The following is a 16,671-nucleotide window of genomic DNA, read 5'->3' on the forward strand; positions in this document are numbered from 1 at the left end:
GGGCGGCGCGCGCTCCCGCGGCGGCGCGCGCTCCCGCGGCGACGCGCCGCGCGCCGCGGCCGGGACGTTGACACGGGTCGGGCTTTCGGGTTTTGACTCCGGGCGGTGGGCGTTCGACCTAGGGCGAGCCGTCCGGGGAACCGACGGACGGGTGGCGACGGCGCGCAGGGCTCGCCCCCGCGGGAGCCCCCGTCGTCGACCCGGAAGACGACCCCCGCGCGGCGGGGCCGCGGCGCGGGGCAGCGCGCGCCGGCGTCGCGGCGCCCGGCGCGGCCCTGGCCGAGGCGCGGGCGGGCGCTGCTCCTCGGGCTCGCGGGCGCGCTCGCGGTGGCGGGCGCGGCGCTGCTCGCGCTGGTGATCGGCTTCGGGCGCACGAGGGCCCCGGACCGGGGGCGCGTCGTGGAGATCAACTGGCCGGAGGGGCTCGACGCGGGCGAGGCGGCCTCGCTGCTCGCGGCCGAGGGGCTCGTGGAGAGCGAGCGCGCGATGGCGCTCTACCTCGGCGCGACGGGCGGCACCGAGGCGTTCGTGCCGGGCCCGCACCTGCTCTTCGAGGGCGCGACGCCGCGGGAGCTGCGGCAGCTGCTCACGCGCGCGGAGGGGCGCCCCACGGCGAAGGTGACGATCCCCGAGGGGTGGAACCGCTTCGACATCGCGGCCCGGCTGGAGAAGCTGCGCGTCGCCGGCAGGAAGACGTTCCTCGCCGCGACCGCGGACGGCGCGTTCCTGGACGCGCTCGGCATCGAGCGCGGCGGCGCGGTGGGGGCGGAGAGCGCGGAGGGGTACCTCTTCCCGGCGACCTACGAGTTCCCGCTCGACACGGACGCGCGCGAGGTGGCGAAGCGCCTCGTCGCCGAGGCCGACCGGCGCTGGAGCGCGCTCGCGGCAGAGAGCAAGGACGGGCTCGCCGCGCTGCAGGCGACGCTCGGCTGGGGTCGCCGCGAGGTGCTGACGCTCGCGTCGATCGTCGAGAAGGAGGCGGTCGTCGCGGAGGAGCGGCCGCTCATCGCGAGCGTGTTCCTGAACCGGCTCCTCGACCCGACGTTCCGCTCGCGGCGGCTCCAGTCCGACGCGACGGCGCTCTACGGCTGCGTGGCCTGGCCCGAGGAGGCGCCGTCGTGCGCCGAGTGGGGCGGCAAGCCCACGCCCGCGGTGGTGCGGGATCCGAAGAACCGCTACAGCACCTACGCGTACCCGGGGCTGCCGCCGGGGCCGATCGCCAACCCGGGGGGGCCGTCGATCGCGGCCGTGCTCGCGCCGGCGGCGACGAAGTACCTGTACTTCGTGGCGGCGGGCGGGGGGCGCCACCGGTTCAGCGAGAGCCTGGACGACCACAACGACGCGGTGAGGAAGCGGCGCGAGGCGACGGCGCAGTAGGGCGGGGTGTGGGGGCGCTCGCAGGAGCGCGGCGCCATGGCGGGTCCACCTGGGCGCGCGCTGCGGGCGCCGGTGCCGACACGAAGGCTTCCCGCGCGCGCCCGAGACCTTCCCGCGCGCTCCGGAAGCTTCGCGCGCGCTCCCGAGACCTTCCCGCGCGCTCCGGAGCACGAGGTTTCGCGTACTTAGCGGCGTCCACCGCGTCCCCGGGGCCGTCCAGCGCGCGCCGGGGGACGAATTTCCTGGGAAATTCGACCCTCGGCTCCGCGCGCGAAGCTTCCGGACCGCGCGCGAAGCCTTCCGGACCGCGCCGGAAGCCTTCGATCCAGCGACGGAACCGCTCGCGCGCGCGATGGAGGTCCCCAGCCCACGAACGGGCCCTCCACCCGCCCGCCCCGGCCCTCCACCCGCCCGCCCGATCGCTCCGGCGGCGCTCCGATCTTCCGCGCGCCGTCCGCTTCCTGCATCAGCGCGAGCCGCAGTAGATTCGCGCGCCATCATGCGCCGTCCCGCCCCGCTCTTCCTCGCGCTCTCCGCTCCCCTCGCCCTCGCCGCAGCAGGCTGCTCGTCCGGCGCCACGCCCCCGGCCGAGCGCCACGCCGCGCCGCAGGCGGAGGCGCTCGCGACCGCGCCGGCGAGCGCCGCGCCGCCGCCGACCGATCCGCCCGCGATCGCGGCCGCCTCCGCGAGCGCCGCCACCCCTGCCCCCGCGGCCTCCGCGCCCGCCGCCCCCACCGCCAGCGCCGGAGCCTCCGCCGCGGCCGAACCGGCGGCGCCCGCCGCGGCCCCGGCCGACGCCGGGCCGCTCCCGAAGGTGAAGGTCGCGAACATCGGCATGCACATCGGCGGCGGGCCGCACGACGACTTCACCAAGGAGCCGATCAAGCGCTCGGTCGCGCCGCACTTCGACGACTTCCGACGCTGCTTCGCGCTCGCGGAGGACCCGACCAAGGGCGGCGACTTCGGGATCGACCTGCGCATCGAGAAGGACGGCGGCAAGGCCGAGGTGCGCAAGCCGCGCACGGCGCTCAAGGGCGAGGCGTTCACGAAATGCGTGGTCGGCGTCTTCGAGCGGATCGACTTCCTCAAGCCGAGGCGAGGCCCCACCGTGGTGAGCTACTCGCTGCGGTTCACGCCATGAGCGGACCGCACCTCACCCGCGGTGCCCGAGGTCCGGCAGCGACTTCGCCAGCGACCCGCGCGACGCCTCCACGGCCGTCTCGCCGGCGCGGTCGAGCGCGTACTTGAAGAGGATCGGGCCGAACACCTCGTTCAGCGCCACGCACCCGATGACGAGCGCGCGGAAGCCGGCGCCCAGGCTCGGGAACGCGCGCTCGATCGTCAGGCTGATGCCCAGCGTGAGCCCGGCCTGCGAGATCAGCCCGCACCACGCCCACTTCCGCAGCACCGGCGGGTCGTCCGCGAGCCGGTTGCCGATGCGGCTCGCCACCCAGGTCACGAAGGCGCGCGACGCGCCGAAGAGCAGCGCGACCGGCCACATCAGCTTGAGCAGCGGCAGATCGAGGTGCGCGCCCGCCGTCGCGAAGAACAGCACGAACACCACGCTCGCGGCGTCCTCGACCGCGTGCACCAGCTTCTCCCCCTGCTTCGACAGGTTCGCGACGACGAACCCGGCGACCACGAACACGAGCAGCGCGTCGAAGCGGAGGTAACGCAGCACCTCCGTGGCCCCGAAGCCGAGCGCCACGAACACCAGGATGAGCTGCCGGCCGATGAGCCGCATGTACGCCGCCAGCGCGAGCCCGAGGGTCGTGCCGATCGAGATGCTCCCGAGGATCTCGCGGCCGAGCAGCTCGATCTCGTGCATCGACATCGTCGTGCCCGGCTCGATCAGCGGCCGCACCGTGGAGAGCGCGACCGCCGTGACGACGATGACGATGATGTCCGACGTCATCACGAACGCGAGCGTGTTCATCGCCACGGGCCCCGTCGCGCGCGTCTGCGAGAGGATGCCGAGCACGGCCGAGGGGCTGCGGGTGACCGCGATCACGCCCCAGAGGACCGCCACGCCGAACGCCGCGGCGATCGGGAGGTCGGCCGCGAACGGGACGAGCGAGCGCGCGGCGAAGAAGACGCCGGTCATCGCCACGAACACGAGGACCGTCTGCACGAGGTTGTGCAAGAGGAGGCTCCTCAGGCTCTTCTTGACCATCTCGAGCCGGAGCTCCGCCCCGCCGGCGAGCGCGATGAGCGCCAGCGCGAGCGCGTTGACCCGCGAGATCTCCTCGACGGCGTGGTGATCGACGAGCTTGAGGACGTGCGGCCCCGCGACGATGCCCGCGAGGATGTAGCCGGAGAGGTGCGGCAAGCGGAGCGGCTCGACGAGCTCGCTCGCGAGCGTGCCCGCGAGCAGGAGGAAGCCGATCGAGGCGATGGTGCCCGCCGGGCCGTTGTCGTGCGGGACCGCGCGCGTCGTCGCGTAGAGCACGCCGAACAGGATCACCAGCGCGACCGCGTGCGTGAGGTGGTTCAGCGGGCCCTTGGGGGCCGAGCCGTGATGGCCGGAAGGAGGCGCGCCGTGCGGCTCGGGGGCGGCGGCGGGCCCAGCCGGGCCGGCGGGCGCGTCGGGCCCGGCGGGCGCGATGTCAGGGAGTGCTGCAGCGCTCACGGGGACACCTCCTACCCCTCGCCCCGCTCGGCCACCGGCGGCGGCGGGACATCGCCGTCGCCCGGCGCGGCGTCGCGCGCGGCGCGGCCCAGCCCGCGGCCGAAGAAGAGCGACTCCCGCTCGGGCGCGGCGAGCTCGCCGGCCTTGCGGAGCGTGGCGCGCAGCGCCTGCGGGCCGACGAGCTCGCCGAAGACGGCGGCGGCCGCCGCGGCGACGAGGACGGTGTGCCCGACCGGGCCCGGAAAACGCAGCGCGAAGGCGAGCCCGACGCTCATGGCGACGGCGCCCGACGAGAGCAGCCCGAGGCCGAGCCAGGGCGAGGCGTCGCGCGCGTCCGGCGACGCGACCCGGAAGACGAGGCCGGTCGCGAGCTTGCCGAGCACCCGCGCCGCCAGCGCGATCGCCACGATCCAGGGCAGGAACGGCGCCGCCTTCGGGTTCACCTGCGCGCCCGCGAGCAGGAGCGCCGGCAGGATGACCGGCCGCTCGGTCGGCGCGATCATCGCGACGATCTCCTCGCGGTGCCGGGAGAGCGCGGCGATGGTCACGCCCATCGCGAACGTCGCGAAGAGCGGCGACAGGCCGACCCGCGCGCTCGTGCCCATCGTGAGCAGCGACGTGCCGAGCAGCACGCCCCAGCTCTGGATCAGGCGGAAATCGCTGCCGAGGAGCACGACCGCGATGAGCCCGAGCACCACGCCGATGAGCGCCGTGACGATCGTCCACCCCCAGAACGGGAGCGGCCAGTGGCCCGTCGCCTGCGGGACGAGCGCGAACGCGCCGCCCATCATGAGCAGCGGCCCGAGGTCGTCGCAGTCGGCGATGTCGGCGATGAGATCCGAGAGCTTGCCGCTCGCGCTGTAGCGCTGCGTGACCCACAGCACGGCGTGCCGCGTCGTCTCGGCCGAGACGGCGCCGACGCCCGCCGCGAGCAGCACCCGGTCGCCGCTCTCCAGCGACGGCGCGCCGCGCGCCGCCGCGAACCACACCGCGGCGGCCACCGCCGAGCCGGTGAGCAGGCTCATCAGCACGCCGAGCGCCATGCGCGACGGGCGGACGCGGCGGTTGCCGACGAAGCCGAAATCGAGGCCGACCACGACCGCGAGCCAGCCGAGCGCGACGCCCGCCACGGGCTCGAACGCGGCGAGCGACGAGGGCTCGAGCAGCCCGAGCGCCGAGGGCCCGAGCACGAAGCCGAGCACCACGTACTCGGCGCCCGAGGGGAGGCCGATGCCCCGCAGCACGCGGCCGCCGACGAGCGAGCTGCCGAGGTACGACAGCACGAGCAGCCCCATCAGGAGCCAGATGGCGTTCACGAGGCCGCGCCCCGATCCGGCGGCGCGCGGCGCGGCGCGCCGCCGGAGGACGCCGGCGCGCGCCCGAGCGGGATGCCGGCGGCGACGAGCGCCTGCGCCACGGCGGCGAGCCAGCGGCTGCGCACGTCGTCGCCGTCGCACGCCATCGTGGCCCGGAAGTGCGCGCCCCCCTCGTCGATCGCGACGAGCGCGGCGCGGGCGCGGCTGCCGAGGCTCGATCCGGTCTTGAGGAGCAGCTCCCGCACCCGGTCGAGATCCGCGGAGGGGTCGACGCTGATCTCGACGGCCACGAGCGGGGGGCGGCCGCGGACGCGCGTCGGGTGGAACAGGCTGAGCAGGTGGGGCACGCGCACGACGCACCCGTCCTCGTCCTCGAGGCGCGCCTCGAGCAGCGTCAGCTCGCGGACCCGCCCGGACCGGCCGCCCACGTCGGCGACGTCGCCGACGCGCAGGCGCCGCCCGTAGATGACCGAGAGGCCGACGGCCGCCGAGGCGATGAGCGGCGTGCTGGCGAGCCCGGCCGACGCGAGCACCACGAAGCCGACCCGCGTGAGCGCCCCCTCGTCGGTGCCGGTGATGAGCGGCGCCGCGAGCAGCAGCGCGGCCACGAGGATGCCGAAGCGGACGAGGACCCCGGTCGCGACCGCGAGCTCCGAGGGGAGCCACCCGAGCGACGTCTCGCCCCGGCTGACGCTCCCGAAGAACAGCCCCACGAAGCGGATGAGGACGATGACCGCGAGCGTCGCGAGGATCGCGAGCACGAGCACGGGGACGCTCCGCGCGATGCGCCCCATGAGCTCCGACATCGGCGCGAGCACGAAGCCGGTGAGCTTCTGGCTGTAGTTGCGCGTGGACTCGAACAGGGAGAGCGCGAAGAGGATCCAGATGTAGGCGATGCCCAGCCGGACGAGGATGCCGGCGGCGCCGAGCGCGACGGAGAGCGCGCCCTGGGACGCGGCGGGCCGGAGCATCTCGATGCCGCGGACGTGCAGCGCCGGGAGCCGCTCCGGGTGCTCGGCGACCCAGGCGCGCGCCCGCTCGACGAGCTCGCCGACCTTGCGGAGCAGGAGCAGCGCGATCAGCCCCGAGAAGACGAGCAGCGAGAAGGAGAACACGCTCGTGGCGAGGCGGCTCCGGCTGTGCTCCTTGGCGAGGACGTCGCGCACCGTGGCGGCGATCGCGGCGGCGTGGACGGAGACGGTGGTGGTGCCCGCCGCGACGGCGTCCTCGGGCCCGATGTGGATGAGCGGGCTCTCGCCGACGTAGATCACCGCGACGCCCGCCTGCTCGTCGACGCGGACCTCGGGGATCTGCTTCTCCTGGGCGGCGCGCTCCAGCACCTTCGCCGCCTCGCGGGCGCGCTCCGGGGGGGAGAGGCTGCCGCGGTGCACGCGGATGGCGAACACCGTGCGGCCGAGCAGCTCGACGCGCGCCTCGGGCTGCTCGACCGCCGGCGGCGGCTGGGGGTCGGGCGGGCGCGGCTCGGCCTGATCGGCGGCCGGCTGCGGCGGCGCGGGCGCCAGCACGACCTGCGCGGCCGCCGACCGGGGCGGCGCGGGCGACGGCGCGACGTGCACGATCGGCGGCTGCACGGGCGCCGGCGGCTGGGCCGCGGGCTGTGCCGGCGGCGTCACGGCGGCCTGCGCGGGCGGCGGATCGGCCGCGGGCTGCGCCGGCGCGGCGGCGAGCTGCGCGGCGGAGGGCGGCGCCGAGGAGGCCTGCACGGGCGCGGGCTGCGCCGACGGCGCGGACGCGGCCGGAGCGGCCGGCGTCGACGCGGGCGGCGCGACCGGCGGGGCCGAAGCCGGCGCAGGCGCGAGCTGCGCCGGCGGCGCGGACGCGGCCGGAGCGGCCGTGGCCCGCGCCGAGCGCGGCGCGGCCGAGGACGGCGCGGAGGTGGCCGGTGCGGGCGGCGGCGGCGCGGGCGCGCGCTGAGAAGGCGGAGCGGACGCGCCCTGCGGCGGCGCGGGCGCAGGCTGCGCGAGGTGCGCGGGCGCAGGCTGCGCGAGCGCGCCCTGCGCCGCGTCGGCGAACGCTGGGCCGGCGAGAGGGACGAGGCCGGCGAGCGCGGCCAGAAGCGCGGGGAACAGCCGCTGCACGCCGGCACTTTCGACCGGAGGCGGTGCGCCGGTCAAGGCAGGACAGCGCCGAGGCCGCTCGCGGGAACCAACGGGCGCCCGCGCCAGCGCGGCGGTCGAGGCCGCAGGCCGCTCCGACGATCGCCCCGTCCGCGCCCGCCCGATGACGGTTCGCCTTGCCGCCGACGCGGGGCGCTGGCAGGGCGCCCGCGTGGCAAGGACCAAGAAATCCGTGGCCCCGTCGCTGCTCGTCGGCGACATCGGAGGCACGAACACCCGGCTCGCGCTCTACGACGCCTCCGGCGACAGGCCGCTCTCCGAGGCGGTCTTCCGCAGCCGCGAGCACGCGAGCTTCGAGGAGATCGCCCTCCCGTTCCTCGTCCGCAGCGACGCGCCCCACCCCGCCGTCGCGGTGCTCGGCGTCGCCGGCCCCATCAAGGACCACGTCGCCACCATCACGAACCTGCCCTGGCGCCTCGCGGAGCGCGACCTGTCGCGCCGGCTCAAGATCGCGCGCGTCGTGCTCGCGAACGACCTGGTGGTCGGCGCCCGGGGCTGCCTGCACATCCCCCGCTCCTCGATCGCGCCGCTCACCGAGCGCCGCCCGCGGCCGAAGGAGAGCAACATGGCCGTCATCGCCGCCGGCACCGGCCTCGGCGAGGCCCGGCTCGTCTGGGACGGCGCCCGCCACCTGACGCTCCCGACCGAGGGCGGCCACGCCGACTTCGCCCCGCGCTCCGCCGTCGAGGTCGAGCTGTGGCAGTTCCTCGCCGAGCGCCACCCGGATCACGTGAGCTACGAGCGGGTCCTCTCGGGCGACGGGCTCGGCGCCCTCTTCGATTTCTTCGCCGCCCGCGCCGCCCGCGTGCCCCGCGCGATCGAGCGCCGCCTCGCCGAGGGCGACCGCAACGCGGCGATCTCCGAGCTCGGGCTCGCGCGCGCGTTCCGGCCCGCCGCGCGCGCGGTCGACCTGTTCGCCGAGATCTACGGCGCCGAGGCGGGCAACCTCGCCCTGCGCGAGCTCGCGCTCGGCGGGGTCTTCGTCCTCGGCAACATCGCGAGGAACCTCGTCACCGCGCGGCGCGAGCTGTTCATGAAGTCCTTCCTGAAGAAGGGCCGCCTCACGCCGCTCCTCGAGGGGGTGCCCGTCGCCGTGGTCACCGATCCCCTCGTCGGCGTCCGCGGCGCGCTCGCCCTCGCGAGGGAGCTCATCGCGCGCGGCGACGACGACGGCGCGCCCCGACGCCGCGCGCCGTCCCGCAGGTCCTGAGCGCGGCGGGGGGGGGCGCCTCACCGCGCGCCCGCGTCCTCCGCCCCGCCCGCGCCCCGGTGGTGGCCCAATTGCCCCGGCGTGATCCACATGAAGGCGGGAAGATCATTCATCTTTTCTTCCCGCCTCCCCGCCTTCATGTTCAAATCCGGTCACCACCCGCGCCCCCGGGCGCCGGGATCTCGAAGACGAAGCGCGCGCCGCCGCGCGCCCCGGCCTCGACCCAGATCGAGCCCCCGTGCAGCGCGACGATCCGCCGCGCAATGTACAGGCCGAGGCCGGCCCGGCCTGCGCGGCCGCCCCGCCGCTGGAAGCGCTCGAACACCGCGGCGCGCTCCTCGGGCGCGATGCCGGGCCCCCCGTCCTCGACCGAGCAGCGCACGCGCGCGCCCTGCGCCTCGAGCGCGATGAGGACCTCGGCCCCCCGCGGCGAGTGCCGGATCGCGTTCTCGACGAGGTTCAGGACGACCTGGTAGAGCCGCCGGGCGTCGCCGTCCACGAGCGCGGCGCCCGCGGCCGCGCGGCGGAGCTGCACCCCCGCGTCGGCCGCGATGAGGGCCACCGTGTCGACCACCTCGGCGACCACGTCGCCCAGGGAGAACCGCTGCGGCTCGATCCGCAGCTCCCCCGCGTCGGCGAGCGCGGCGTCGAGGATGTCCGAGATGAGCGACGTCATCCGGTCGACGTTGCGGAGCAGCCGCCCCGCGATCGTCGCGCGCTGCGCCGCCGTCGGAGGGGTCTCGGCGTGCTCGATGAGCGAGCCCTGGAGCCGGATGGCGTGCAGCGAGGCCTTCAGGTCGTGCGACACGATCGACAGGAGCTCGTCGCGGTGGCGCCCGAGCTCCTCGAGCCCGGCGCGCGCCGCCTCGAGCTCGGCGCCCTTCGTCGCGAGCTCGCGGGCGATGTCCGCGAGCGCGGTCGTCAGCGTGATGGCAGCCTCCTTGATCCGGACCGCCTCGTCCAGCGCGGGAGCCCGCCCGAGCAGGATGCGCGATCCGTCCGCGGCCGGGACCACGAGGAAGCTCACCGGCTCCTGCCCCTCACCCTCGCGGCACACCTGGAGCTCCCACGCGGCGGGCGCCTCGTGGGCCAGCGCGGCCGCGAGCTTCTCGCGGCTCTCCTCGTGGAACAGCGACGCGACGTCCCTGCCCGGCGCGGCGCCGCCGAGCCGCCGCTCCACCGCCGCGCTGGCGTGGGTGATCTCGCCGCGCTGCACCACGAGCAGGAGGTCGTCCTCGCTCGCGAGGAGGGCGCCGAGGAGCGCCGCGGCGTCCGGCTGCGTCACCGCCATGCCCTCGCGACCTCCACCGCCCGCGAGGCCGACGCCGCGATCGCATCGGCCCCGAGCAGCCGAACCGCGTCGGGCAGCGCCGCGACGGCGCGGCCGCCGACGAGGATCTTCACGCCGGGCACGTCCTCGCGCGCGTTCTCGATGAGCGCGCGCGCCGCCGGCAGGTGCTCGCCGAGGGTGACCGACACGGCGAAGAGCTTCACCTCGCTCCGCCGGAGATCCTCGAGCCCGCGCGCGAGCGAGATCCCCCCGCTCGCGAACGTCGTCTGCCAGCCGTCGAGGGCGAGGAGATCGGCGACCATGCGCGCGCCGAACGCGTGGCGCTCGGGCTCGACGCAGCCGACCACCGCCCGCGGCCCCCCCGCCGGCCACCGGATCAGCGGGTAGATGGAGGCGACGGCGGTCTGCGCGACCGCCGTGGCGAGGTGCTCGTCCGCGACGCTGATCCGGTTCTCGTACCAGCGGCTCCCGACCTCCTCCATGGCCGGCACGACGATGCGCTCGTAGATGTAGCCGAGCCCGTTGCCGATCGCGGCGTGCAGCACGCTCCGCGCGGCGGCGTAGTTGCCAGTCAGGATCGCGGCGGCGAACAGGCGCGCCTCGGCGTCGTCGCCCTCGGCGATCCGCGGCTCTCGGCTTGCAGCTCCTCCCTCGCCCGACGGCATCTGCGCGCGTGTCGTGGCTTCTGGCGCAAGGAGCGATGGCGTCAAGCCTCGCGCCGCGCGGAATCGCCGCGGCCGCGCGCCAGCGCGTGTCGAGCTGCTGGCGGGCGGCCGCGGGCGCGCGGCGCGCGAGAGGACGCGGCCGCGCGCTCGCTACCCGGCCTGCGCCGCCGCCGCGTCGAGCAGCCAGACGAGCCGCCCGGCGCCGCCGCGCACGGCGCGCGCCGGCACCTCGTCGGCCGGACCCGTCCGCTTCGCCTGCGCCACGACCGCGCGCTTGCTCGCCCCGCCGGCGAGCAGGAGCTTCACCCGCGCCTCCCGGATCACCGGGGCCGTCAGCGTGAGCCGCGCCTCCAGCCCCTTGCCCGGCTGCGCCGGGATCGCGGCGACCAGGCGATCCTCGATGCCCACCGCCCCCGTCCCGGGGAAGAGCGACGCCGTGTGCGCGTCGTCGCCGATCCCCAGCGTCATCAGGTCGAACGCCACCGCCGACGCGACCCCGAAGCGCGCGCGCAGGAGCGCCTCGTAGCGCGCGGCGGCCCCGCCGAGATCGGCCGCCTCCCCCTCCATGCGGAAGAAGCGGTCCTCCGGGACGCGCGCCGCCGCGAGATCCCGGCGCGCGGCGCCGTAGTTCGAGCGGGGGTGGTCGGGCGCGACCGCGCGCTCGTCCACCCAGAACCACTCGGTCTGCGCCCACGGGAGCGACAGCGCCGCGAGCCGCTGGTACGAAGGAGACGGCGTGCCCCCGCCCGACAGCGCGATCCGCGCGACGCCGCGCGCCTCGATCGCCGCGGCGATCGCGCGCGCCATGAGCTCCGCCCCGAGGATCGCGAGCTCCGCCGCGTCCGCCGCGACGAGCGTCTCTTCACCACCGTTCATCTCGGTCCTCCTCCCGGCCTCGTCAGAGCGCGCTCCACGCGGCGGCGGCGAGCACCGCCTCGCGCAGCAGACGATCGCCCTCCAGCGAGTCGATCGTCTTCGTCAGCACCCACGTCTCGTCCCGGTAGCCGAGCGGGTGCAGGTGGTCGGCCGACCGCGCCCCCTCCATCGTCCACCGCGCCGTCGCGGGCGCCTTGTCGAGCCGCACGCACCCGAGCGCGAGCGGCTCGCCGCGCAGCGACGTGAAGAGGCGCACGCCGTCGATCCGGCGCTGCGCCTGCTCCCCGGCCGGCGGCCCGTCCACGAGCGCGATCTCGATCGGCGCGCCGTCCGCCGCGCGGGCGCGGCCCACGACCCCGGCGCCGGCGGGCTGCGCCGGCCCCCGCGACTCGAACGTCCAGCCGAGCCGCGACCCCATCCACCCGAGGAGCAGCGCCGCCGGATCCGGCTTCGCCCCCGCGCTGCGCGCGATCTCCACCCGCCGGATCGCGCGCGACGCCTCGGGCATGTCGTCGAAGAACCGCGCCACGAGCTCGCGGAACGAGAACGTCCGCACGAACGCCCGATCCGCGAGCGGCGCCTTCGTCCCGCGCGCCACCTCCGCGATCCGCTCGATGCACGTCTCGGCCGAGTCGAACACCAGCCGATCGCAGATCGGCGCGAGCGCGTCGCCGAGCACGTTCGGCGCGCCCGGCGCGAGCTCGACGATCACCGCCACGTCGGAGATCGTCAGCGCGCTCACCACCGACGCGACGCGCTCGGCGGCGGCCACCCCGAACGTGAGCTCCACGCGGTCGTAGCAGATCGGCACCTCCCCGGCGCGGCGGCACGTGGCCGACCAGTCGGCCTGCACGCTCAGCGGATCGAGCCGGTCGTCGAGCGTGATGAGCAGCGTCCGGCCCGCGTGCGTCTCGGCGAGCTCCTCGGCCTGCTCCTTCAGGCGCTCGACCTCGGCGCGGCTGCCCACCGCGACGAAGTTCATCGTCGACGCGCGCGTCTTCGGGGCCGGCTCCGGCCGCGACTCGTCGGGCGACGACCAGAACTCGGCGAGCTCCGACTCGACCCGCTTGATCACCTCGGCGATGCGCCCGGCGCTCACGGCCGCCTCCAGGACCGCTCCGGCGGCTTCCGCTCGCCGCACGCCCCGCGGGCGCCCTCGGACGGCTGGACCAGGGCGTCGGCCTCCTGCGGGCCCCACGTGCCCGCGGCGTAGCGCGCGATGGGCGCGTTCTGCGTCCGCCACCCCTCGAAGATCGGATCGACGAAGCCCCACTGCGCCTCGACCTCGTCGGCGCGCGTGAACAGCGTGGCGTCGCCGCGCAGCGCGTCGAGCAGGAGCCGCTCGTACGCCTCGGGCGTGCTCGAGCCGAACGCGGCGCCGTAGCGGAAATCCATGGTCACGCCGCGGATCGCGATGCCGCTGCCCGGGATCTTCGCCGCGAACCGGAGCGAGATGCCCTCGTCGGGCTGGAGGCGCATCACGAGCGCGTTCGGCTCCTCGGTGGCGCCGGGGGCGCCCTTGAACAGGCCGTGCGGCAGCGGCTTGAAGTGCAGCACCACCTCGGCCACCCGCTTCGCCAGCCGCTTGCCGGCGCGCAGGTAGAACGGCACCCCGCCCCAGCGCCAGCTGTCGAGGTGGAGCTTCATCGCGACGTAGGTCTCGGTCATCGAGTCCTTCGCCACGTCGGGCTCCTCGGTGTAGCCGGGCACCTTCTCGCCGCGCACGATGCCGGCGGCGTACTGGCCGCGCACGGTCGACGAAAGCGCGTCCGGCCCCTCGATCGGCCGGAGCGTCCGCAGCACCTTCACCTTCTCGTCGCGCACCGCGTCGGCGTCCCACGACGACGGCGGCTCCATCGCGACGAGCGTGAGCAGCTGGAGCGCGTGGTTCTGCACGATGTCCCGGGTGATGCCGACCTTCTCGTAGAACTTGCCGCGGCCCTCGACGCCGATCTCCTCGGCCACGGTGATCTGCACGTGGTCGACGTGCTGGCGCGACCAGAGCGGCTCGAAGATCGTGTTGCCGAACCGGAGGACGAGGAGGTTCTGGACCGTCTCCTTCCCGAGGTAGTGGTCGATCCGGTAGATCTGCGACTCCGCGAGGTGGGCGAGCAGATCGCGGTTGAGGGCGCGGGCGCTCTCCAGGTCCTCGCCGAACGGCTTCTCGACGACGACGTGCTGGAACGGCGCGTCCTTCTCGTGCGACGGCGGCGCGACGAGGTTCGCCGCGCGCAGGCCGCGCACGATGGGCGCGAACTGGTCGGGCGCGACGGCCAGGTAGAAGACCCGGTTTTTGCGGGTGCCGCGCTCGGCGTCGAGCCGCTCGAGCTCCGCGGCGAGCCGGGTGTACGTCTCGGCCTCGTCGAACGACCCCTGGACGTAGCTGATGCCCTTCTCGAGCTCGCTCCAGGACGCCTCCTCGAGCGGGCGCCGCGAGTACTTCCCGACCGCCTCGCGCATCTCCTGGGCGAAATCCGGTTTCGGACGCCGCGCCACGCCGACCACGGCGAAGCCGCCGGTCAGCAGGCGGCTGAGCGCCAGGTTGTAGACCGCGGGCAGCAGCTTGCGACGGGTCAGGTCGCCCGAGGCGCCAAAGATCACGAGCGCGGCCGGCGAGGCGGTTCGCTCCTCGGGCATTCCTTCGCGAAGCGGGTTCTTCTCGGCTTGGGTCATGGTGGATGAGCTCCGATCGGCGACGACGGGCACGATGCCCGCGCGCCTCCGCGGCGTAGGGTAGCTCCGATCGCGCCGGCGGAAGGCGGAACGACGCGCGGCCGCCACCGCGTCGACGGCTTCGCGCGGGCGTGCGGGCCGAGCGCGGGCGTGCTGGCCGAGCGCGGGCGTGCTTGGCCGAGCGCGGGCGTGCTGGCCGAGCGCGGGCGTGCTGGCCGAGCGCGCGGCATGCTGGCCGAGCGCGCGGCGGCGCCGAGCGTGTCCGCCGGCTCGCGGCGCCCTTCCATCCGATCGCGACCGGTACTAGGCTCCCCCGCGCGATGGCCGCGCCGGTGCTCCCGCGAATCCGCGTCCCCCACCCTCACGTGCGGTGCGATAGCCAGGTGCTCGCCGGCAGCCCGCACGTCGCCGGCTCGCGCGTCCCGGTGCGGCGGCTCTGGGCGTGGCACCGCGGCGGCGCGTCGGTCGAGACGCTGCTCAAGCGGTACCCGAACCTCGGGCCCGCGCGCGTGCTCGACGCGCTCGCGTTCGCCTACGACAACCAAGACCTCATCGAGGCCGACATCGCCCGGGAGCAGGCGCTCTTCGAGAAGAAGGGCGGGCCCACGGTCGGCGCGCGCCCGCTCGCGCAGCTCGACCTCCCCTTCGACGAAGGCGACGAGTGATCACGGCGAGGCGCGCGGCGCGCCCCGCTCCGCCGCACATCCCCGCTCGGCGCGCTCAGCTTGTTTCTTTACAGCCATCGTGACTTAGGGCAATAGGGCGCTCTATCTCTGCTGGGGCCCGGAGTGCGGGGCTGCTCGGCGTTGCGAGCGACGGCCGCGCGGGATCGCGGCTGTCCTGGCTTTCAAGGTCGCGGTCGTTGGTGTAGGGTCCGCGCCCCATGGGGTACCCGTCGAGGTGCCGGAGGGTTTCTGAGATGAGCGTCAATCGATGGAAGTTGGTTGCGATGCCCGTTGCCCTGCTCGGGCTGGCTTCGCCTCTCCTCATGAACTGTGGCGGCAAGGGGATCCCCGGCGCAGACAGCCTGCCGGGGCCCGCTGGTGACCTGGCGTCCGCCGCGGGCGGATGCGAGGAGCTGAAGAACGGCGGCATCGCCAACCTCAAGTTCGAGGGCGGCGCCGATGTCGAGGGCAAGATCAAGGGCTTCCTCGAGGCCGCTGCCTCGCTCGACAAGCTCACGGCGGACCTGGAGGCGGACCTCATCGCCTCGTGCGGCAAGCTCGGCAAGGATCTCGGCATGAGCGAAGCGGAGCTCAAGGCCGAGCCGAGCGGCGGCAAGGGCGCCGAGAAGGTCTGCAACGCGGTCTCCGCCAAGGTGAACGCCGCCGTGAAGGCGAACGCCGAGGCGAAGCTCGCGGTCCAGATCGAGCCCCCGAAGTGCTACGCCGACATCGAGGCCATGCAGAAGTGCCTCGGCGACTGCGGCTCGCCGGTGCAGCCCGGCAAGCTCGAGGCGAGCTGCGAGGGCGGCGAGATCAGCGGCAAGTGCGACGCCGAGTGCAAGGGCAAGTGCACCGTCGATGCCGGCGCGGCGTGCTCCGGCACCTGCAACGCGAGCTGCTCGGGCAAGTGCGAAGCCGGCTTCAAGGGCACCTGCGGCGGCAAGTGCGACGGCAAGTGCGACGGCAAGGACTCGAAGGGCGCGGCGTGCGCGGGCACCTGCGAGGGCAAGTGCGACGCCAAGGCCGAGGGCAGCTGCACCGGCACCTGCGACGGCTCCTGCTCGGGCTCCTGCGAGATCAAGGGCTCGGCCAAGTGCTCGGGCTCCTGCTCGGGCGGCTGCAGCGCGGAGATCAAGGAGCCGAAGTGCTCGGGCGAGTTCAAGCCCCCGAGCGTCGACCCGAGCTGCCAGGTGCAGTGCACTGCGAAGACCGCCGGCGAGGCGAAGTGCGACGCGCCGAACGTCCGCATCGTCGCGAACGGCAAGGTGAACGCCGACGCGCAGAAGCTCATCGCGGCGCTCCGCGCGTCGCTCCCGGCGATCGCCAAGGTCCAGCTCGGGACCGGCAAGAAGCTGGCGGCGGCCGTGTCCGGCGTCGGCAAGGCGGGCGTCGAGGTCAAGGACGCGGCGCTCAAGGCCGGCGGCAAGGCGGTCGCCTGCGTCGCGGCCGCGGTGGACGCGTCGGCCAGCGCGACGGCCTCGATCGACGTCAACATCAAGGCCAGCGCCAGCGTCAGCGGCTCGGCCAGCGGTTCGGCCAGCGGCGGGACCTGATCCCCGGAACGGCTTGAGTCCGGACGCGGCGGCGGTCACCCCCTCCCGGGGGTGCCGCCGCCGTCGTCATTTTCGGCCCCGACCCGAGGCCGACAGCGCAGTTCTGGATGCGGGCTCACGTTCCTTGTCGCCGCGCGGGGCGCGGACGTCCGGGCGAGCACCGGAATCGCCACCCGAACGAGACATGCACGTTTCCTGTCGAACCTGGCAAGACGCGGCAGGCCGTGAAGGCGCGGCGCGCCACGAGGCGGCAAGATGGCAAGATGGCTGCAAAAGTG

13 protein-coding genes are annotated in these 16,671 nt (G+C 75.2%); 5 read left to right on the forward strand and 8 right to left on the reverse strand.

All coding sequences use genetic code 11. The features are described from left to right. The first annotated feature begins 105 nt into the window (after positions 1-105). Both mltG and WMF26_RS26140 read left to right on the forward strand, forming a co-directional pair. Entirely contained in the window at positions 106-1,377 is a 1,272-nt protein-coding gene (gene mltG / locus WMF26_RS26135; protein ID WP_437994884.1) for an endolytic transglycosylase MltG, read from the forward strand. A 499-nt stretch (positions 1,378-1,876) separates the two neighbouring features. Beyond that, on the forward strand, positions 1,877-2,518 hold the full coding sequence (locus WMF26_RS26140) for a hypothetical protein (protein ID WP_437994885.1): 642 nt from the start codon (positions 1,877-1,879) through the stop codon (positions 2,516-2,518). Positions 2,519-2,530: 12 nt separating this feature from the next. On the opposite strand, the gene WMF26_RS26145 is transcribed toward WMF26_RS26140, so the two are convergent. From WMF26_RS26145 to WMF26_RS26155, 3 genes are read right to left on the reverse strand one after another with little or no spacing between them, the layout of a single operon-like run. Continuing rightward, positions 2,531-4,006, reverse strand: a complete 1,476-nt coding sequence (locus WMF26_RS26145; protein WP_437994886.1) for a cation:proton antiporter — start codon at positions 4,004-4,006, stop codon at positions 2,531-2,533. Between the two features lie 11 nt (positions 4,007-4,017). Then, positions 4,018-5,322: a cation:proton antiporter gene (locus WMF26_RS26150; protein ID WP_437994887.1), complete on the reverse strand. Its 1,305-nt coding sequence runs from the start codon at positions 5,320-5,322 to the stop codon at positions 4,018-4,020. Next, complete coding sequence (locus tag WMF26_RS26155; RefSeq protein ID WP_437994888.1) at positions 5,319-7,421, reverse strand: mechanosensitive ion channel domain-containing protein; 2,103 nt, start codon at positions 7,419-7,421, stop codon at positions 5,319-5,321. Before WMF26_RS26155 ends, WMF26_RS26150 begins: the two co-directional genes overlap by 4 nt. Before the next feature lie 142 nt (positions 7,422-7,563). Between WMF26_RS26155 and WMF26_RS26160 the strand changes: the two genes are divergently transcribed. Then, the gene (locus WMF26_RS26160; protein ID WP_437994889.1) at positions 7,564-8,670 is read left to right on the forward strand and encodes a glucokinase; all 1,107 of its coding nucleotides are present in this window, start codon (positions 7,564-7,566) and stop codon (positions 8,668-8,670) included. Between the two features lie 142 nt (positions 8,671-8,812). On the opposite strand, the gene WMF26_RS26165 is transcribed toward WMF26_RS26160, so the two are convergent. The 5 genes from WMF26_RS26165 to zwf all read right to left on the reverse strand — a co-directional run bounded on the left by WMF26_RS26165 (position 8,813) and on the right by zwf (position 14,175). Then, the gene (locus WMF26_RS26165) at positions 8,813-9,961 is read right to left on the reverse strand and encodes a sensor histidine kinase (RefSeq protein WP_437994890.1); all 1,149 of its coding nucleotides are present in this window, start codon (positions 9,959-9,961) and stop codon (positions 8,813-8,815) included. Further along, positions 9,952-10,626 (reverse strand): cobalamin B12-binding domain-containing protein, encoded by a 675-nt coding sequence (locus tag WMF26_RS26170; RefSeq protein ID WP_437994891.1) that lies wholly within the window; start codon positions 10,624-10,626, stop codon positions 9,952-9,954. Before WMF26_RS26170 ends, WMF26_RS26165 begins: the two co-directional genes overlap by 10 nt. A 150-nt stretch (positions 10,627-10,776) precedes the next feature. Further along, positions 10,777-11,502, reverse strand: a complete 726-nt coding sequence (gene pgl, locus WMF26_RS26175) for a 6-phosphogluconolactonase (RefSeq protein ID WP_437994892.1) — start codon at positions 11,500-11,502, stop codon at positions 10,777-10,779. Between the two features lie 22 nt (positions 11,503-11,524). After that, positions 11,525-12,601, reverse strand: a complete 1,077-nt coding sequence (locus tag WMF26_RS26180; RefSeq protein ID WP_437322373.1) for a glucose-6-phosphate dehydrogenase assembly protein OpcA — start codon at positions 12,599-12,601, stop codon at positions 11,525-11,527. Continuing rightward, positions 12,598-14,175, reverse strand: a complete 1,578-nt coding sequence (zwf, locus tag WMF26_RS26185; protein WP_437994893.1) for a glucose-6-phosphate dehydrogenase — start codon at positions 14,173-14,175, stop codon at positions 12,598-12,600. Before zwf ends, WMF26_RS26180 begins: the two co-directional genes overlap by 4 nt. 332 nt (positions 14,176-14,507) lie before the next feature. On the opposite strand from zwf, the gene WMF26_RS26190 reads away from it, so the two are divergent. Both WMF26_RS26190 and WMF26_RS26195 read left to right on the forward strand, forming a co-directional pair. Continuing rightward, positions 14,508-14,840, forward strand: a complete 333-nt coding sequence (locus WMF26_RS26190) for a DUF433 domain-containing protein (RefSeq protein WP_437994894.1) — start codon at positions 14,508-14,510, stop codon at positions 14,838-14,840. A 284-nt stretch (positions 14,841-15,124) separates the two neighbouring features. Continuing rightward, positions 15,125-16,393, forward strand: a complete 1,269-nt coding sequence (locus WMF26_RS26195) for a hypothetical protein (RefSeq protein ID WP_437994895.1) — start codon at positions 15,125-15,127, stop codon at positions 16,391-16,393. Positions 16,394-16,671: the final 278 nt, after the last annotated feature.

This window comes from Sorangium sp. So ce185 (assembly GCF_051526825.1).
Classification (GTDB): Bacteria; Myxococcota_A; Polyangia; order Polyangiales; family Polyangiaceae; genus Sorangium; species Sorangium cellulosum_D.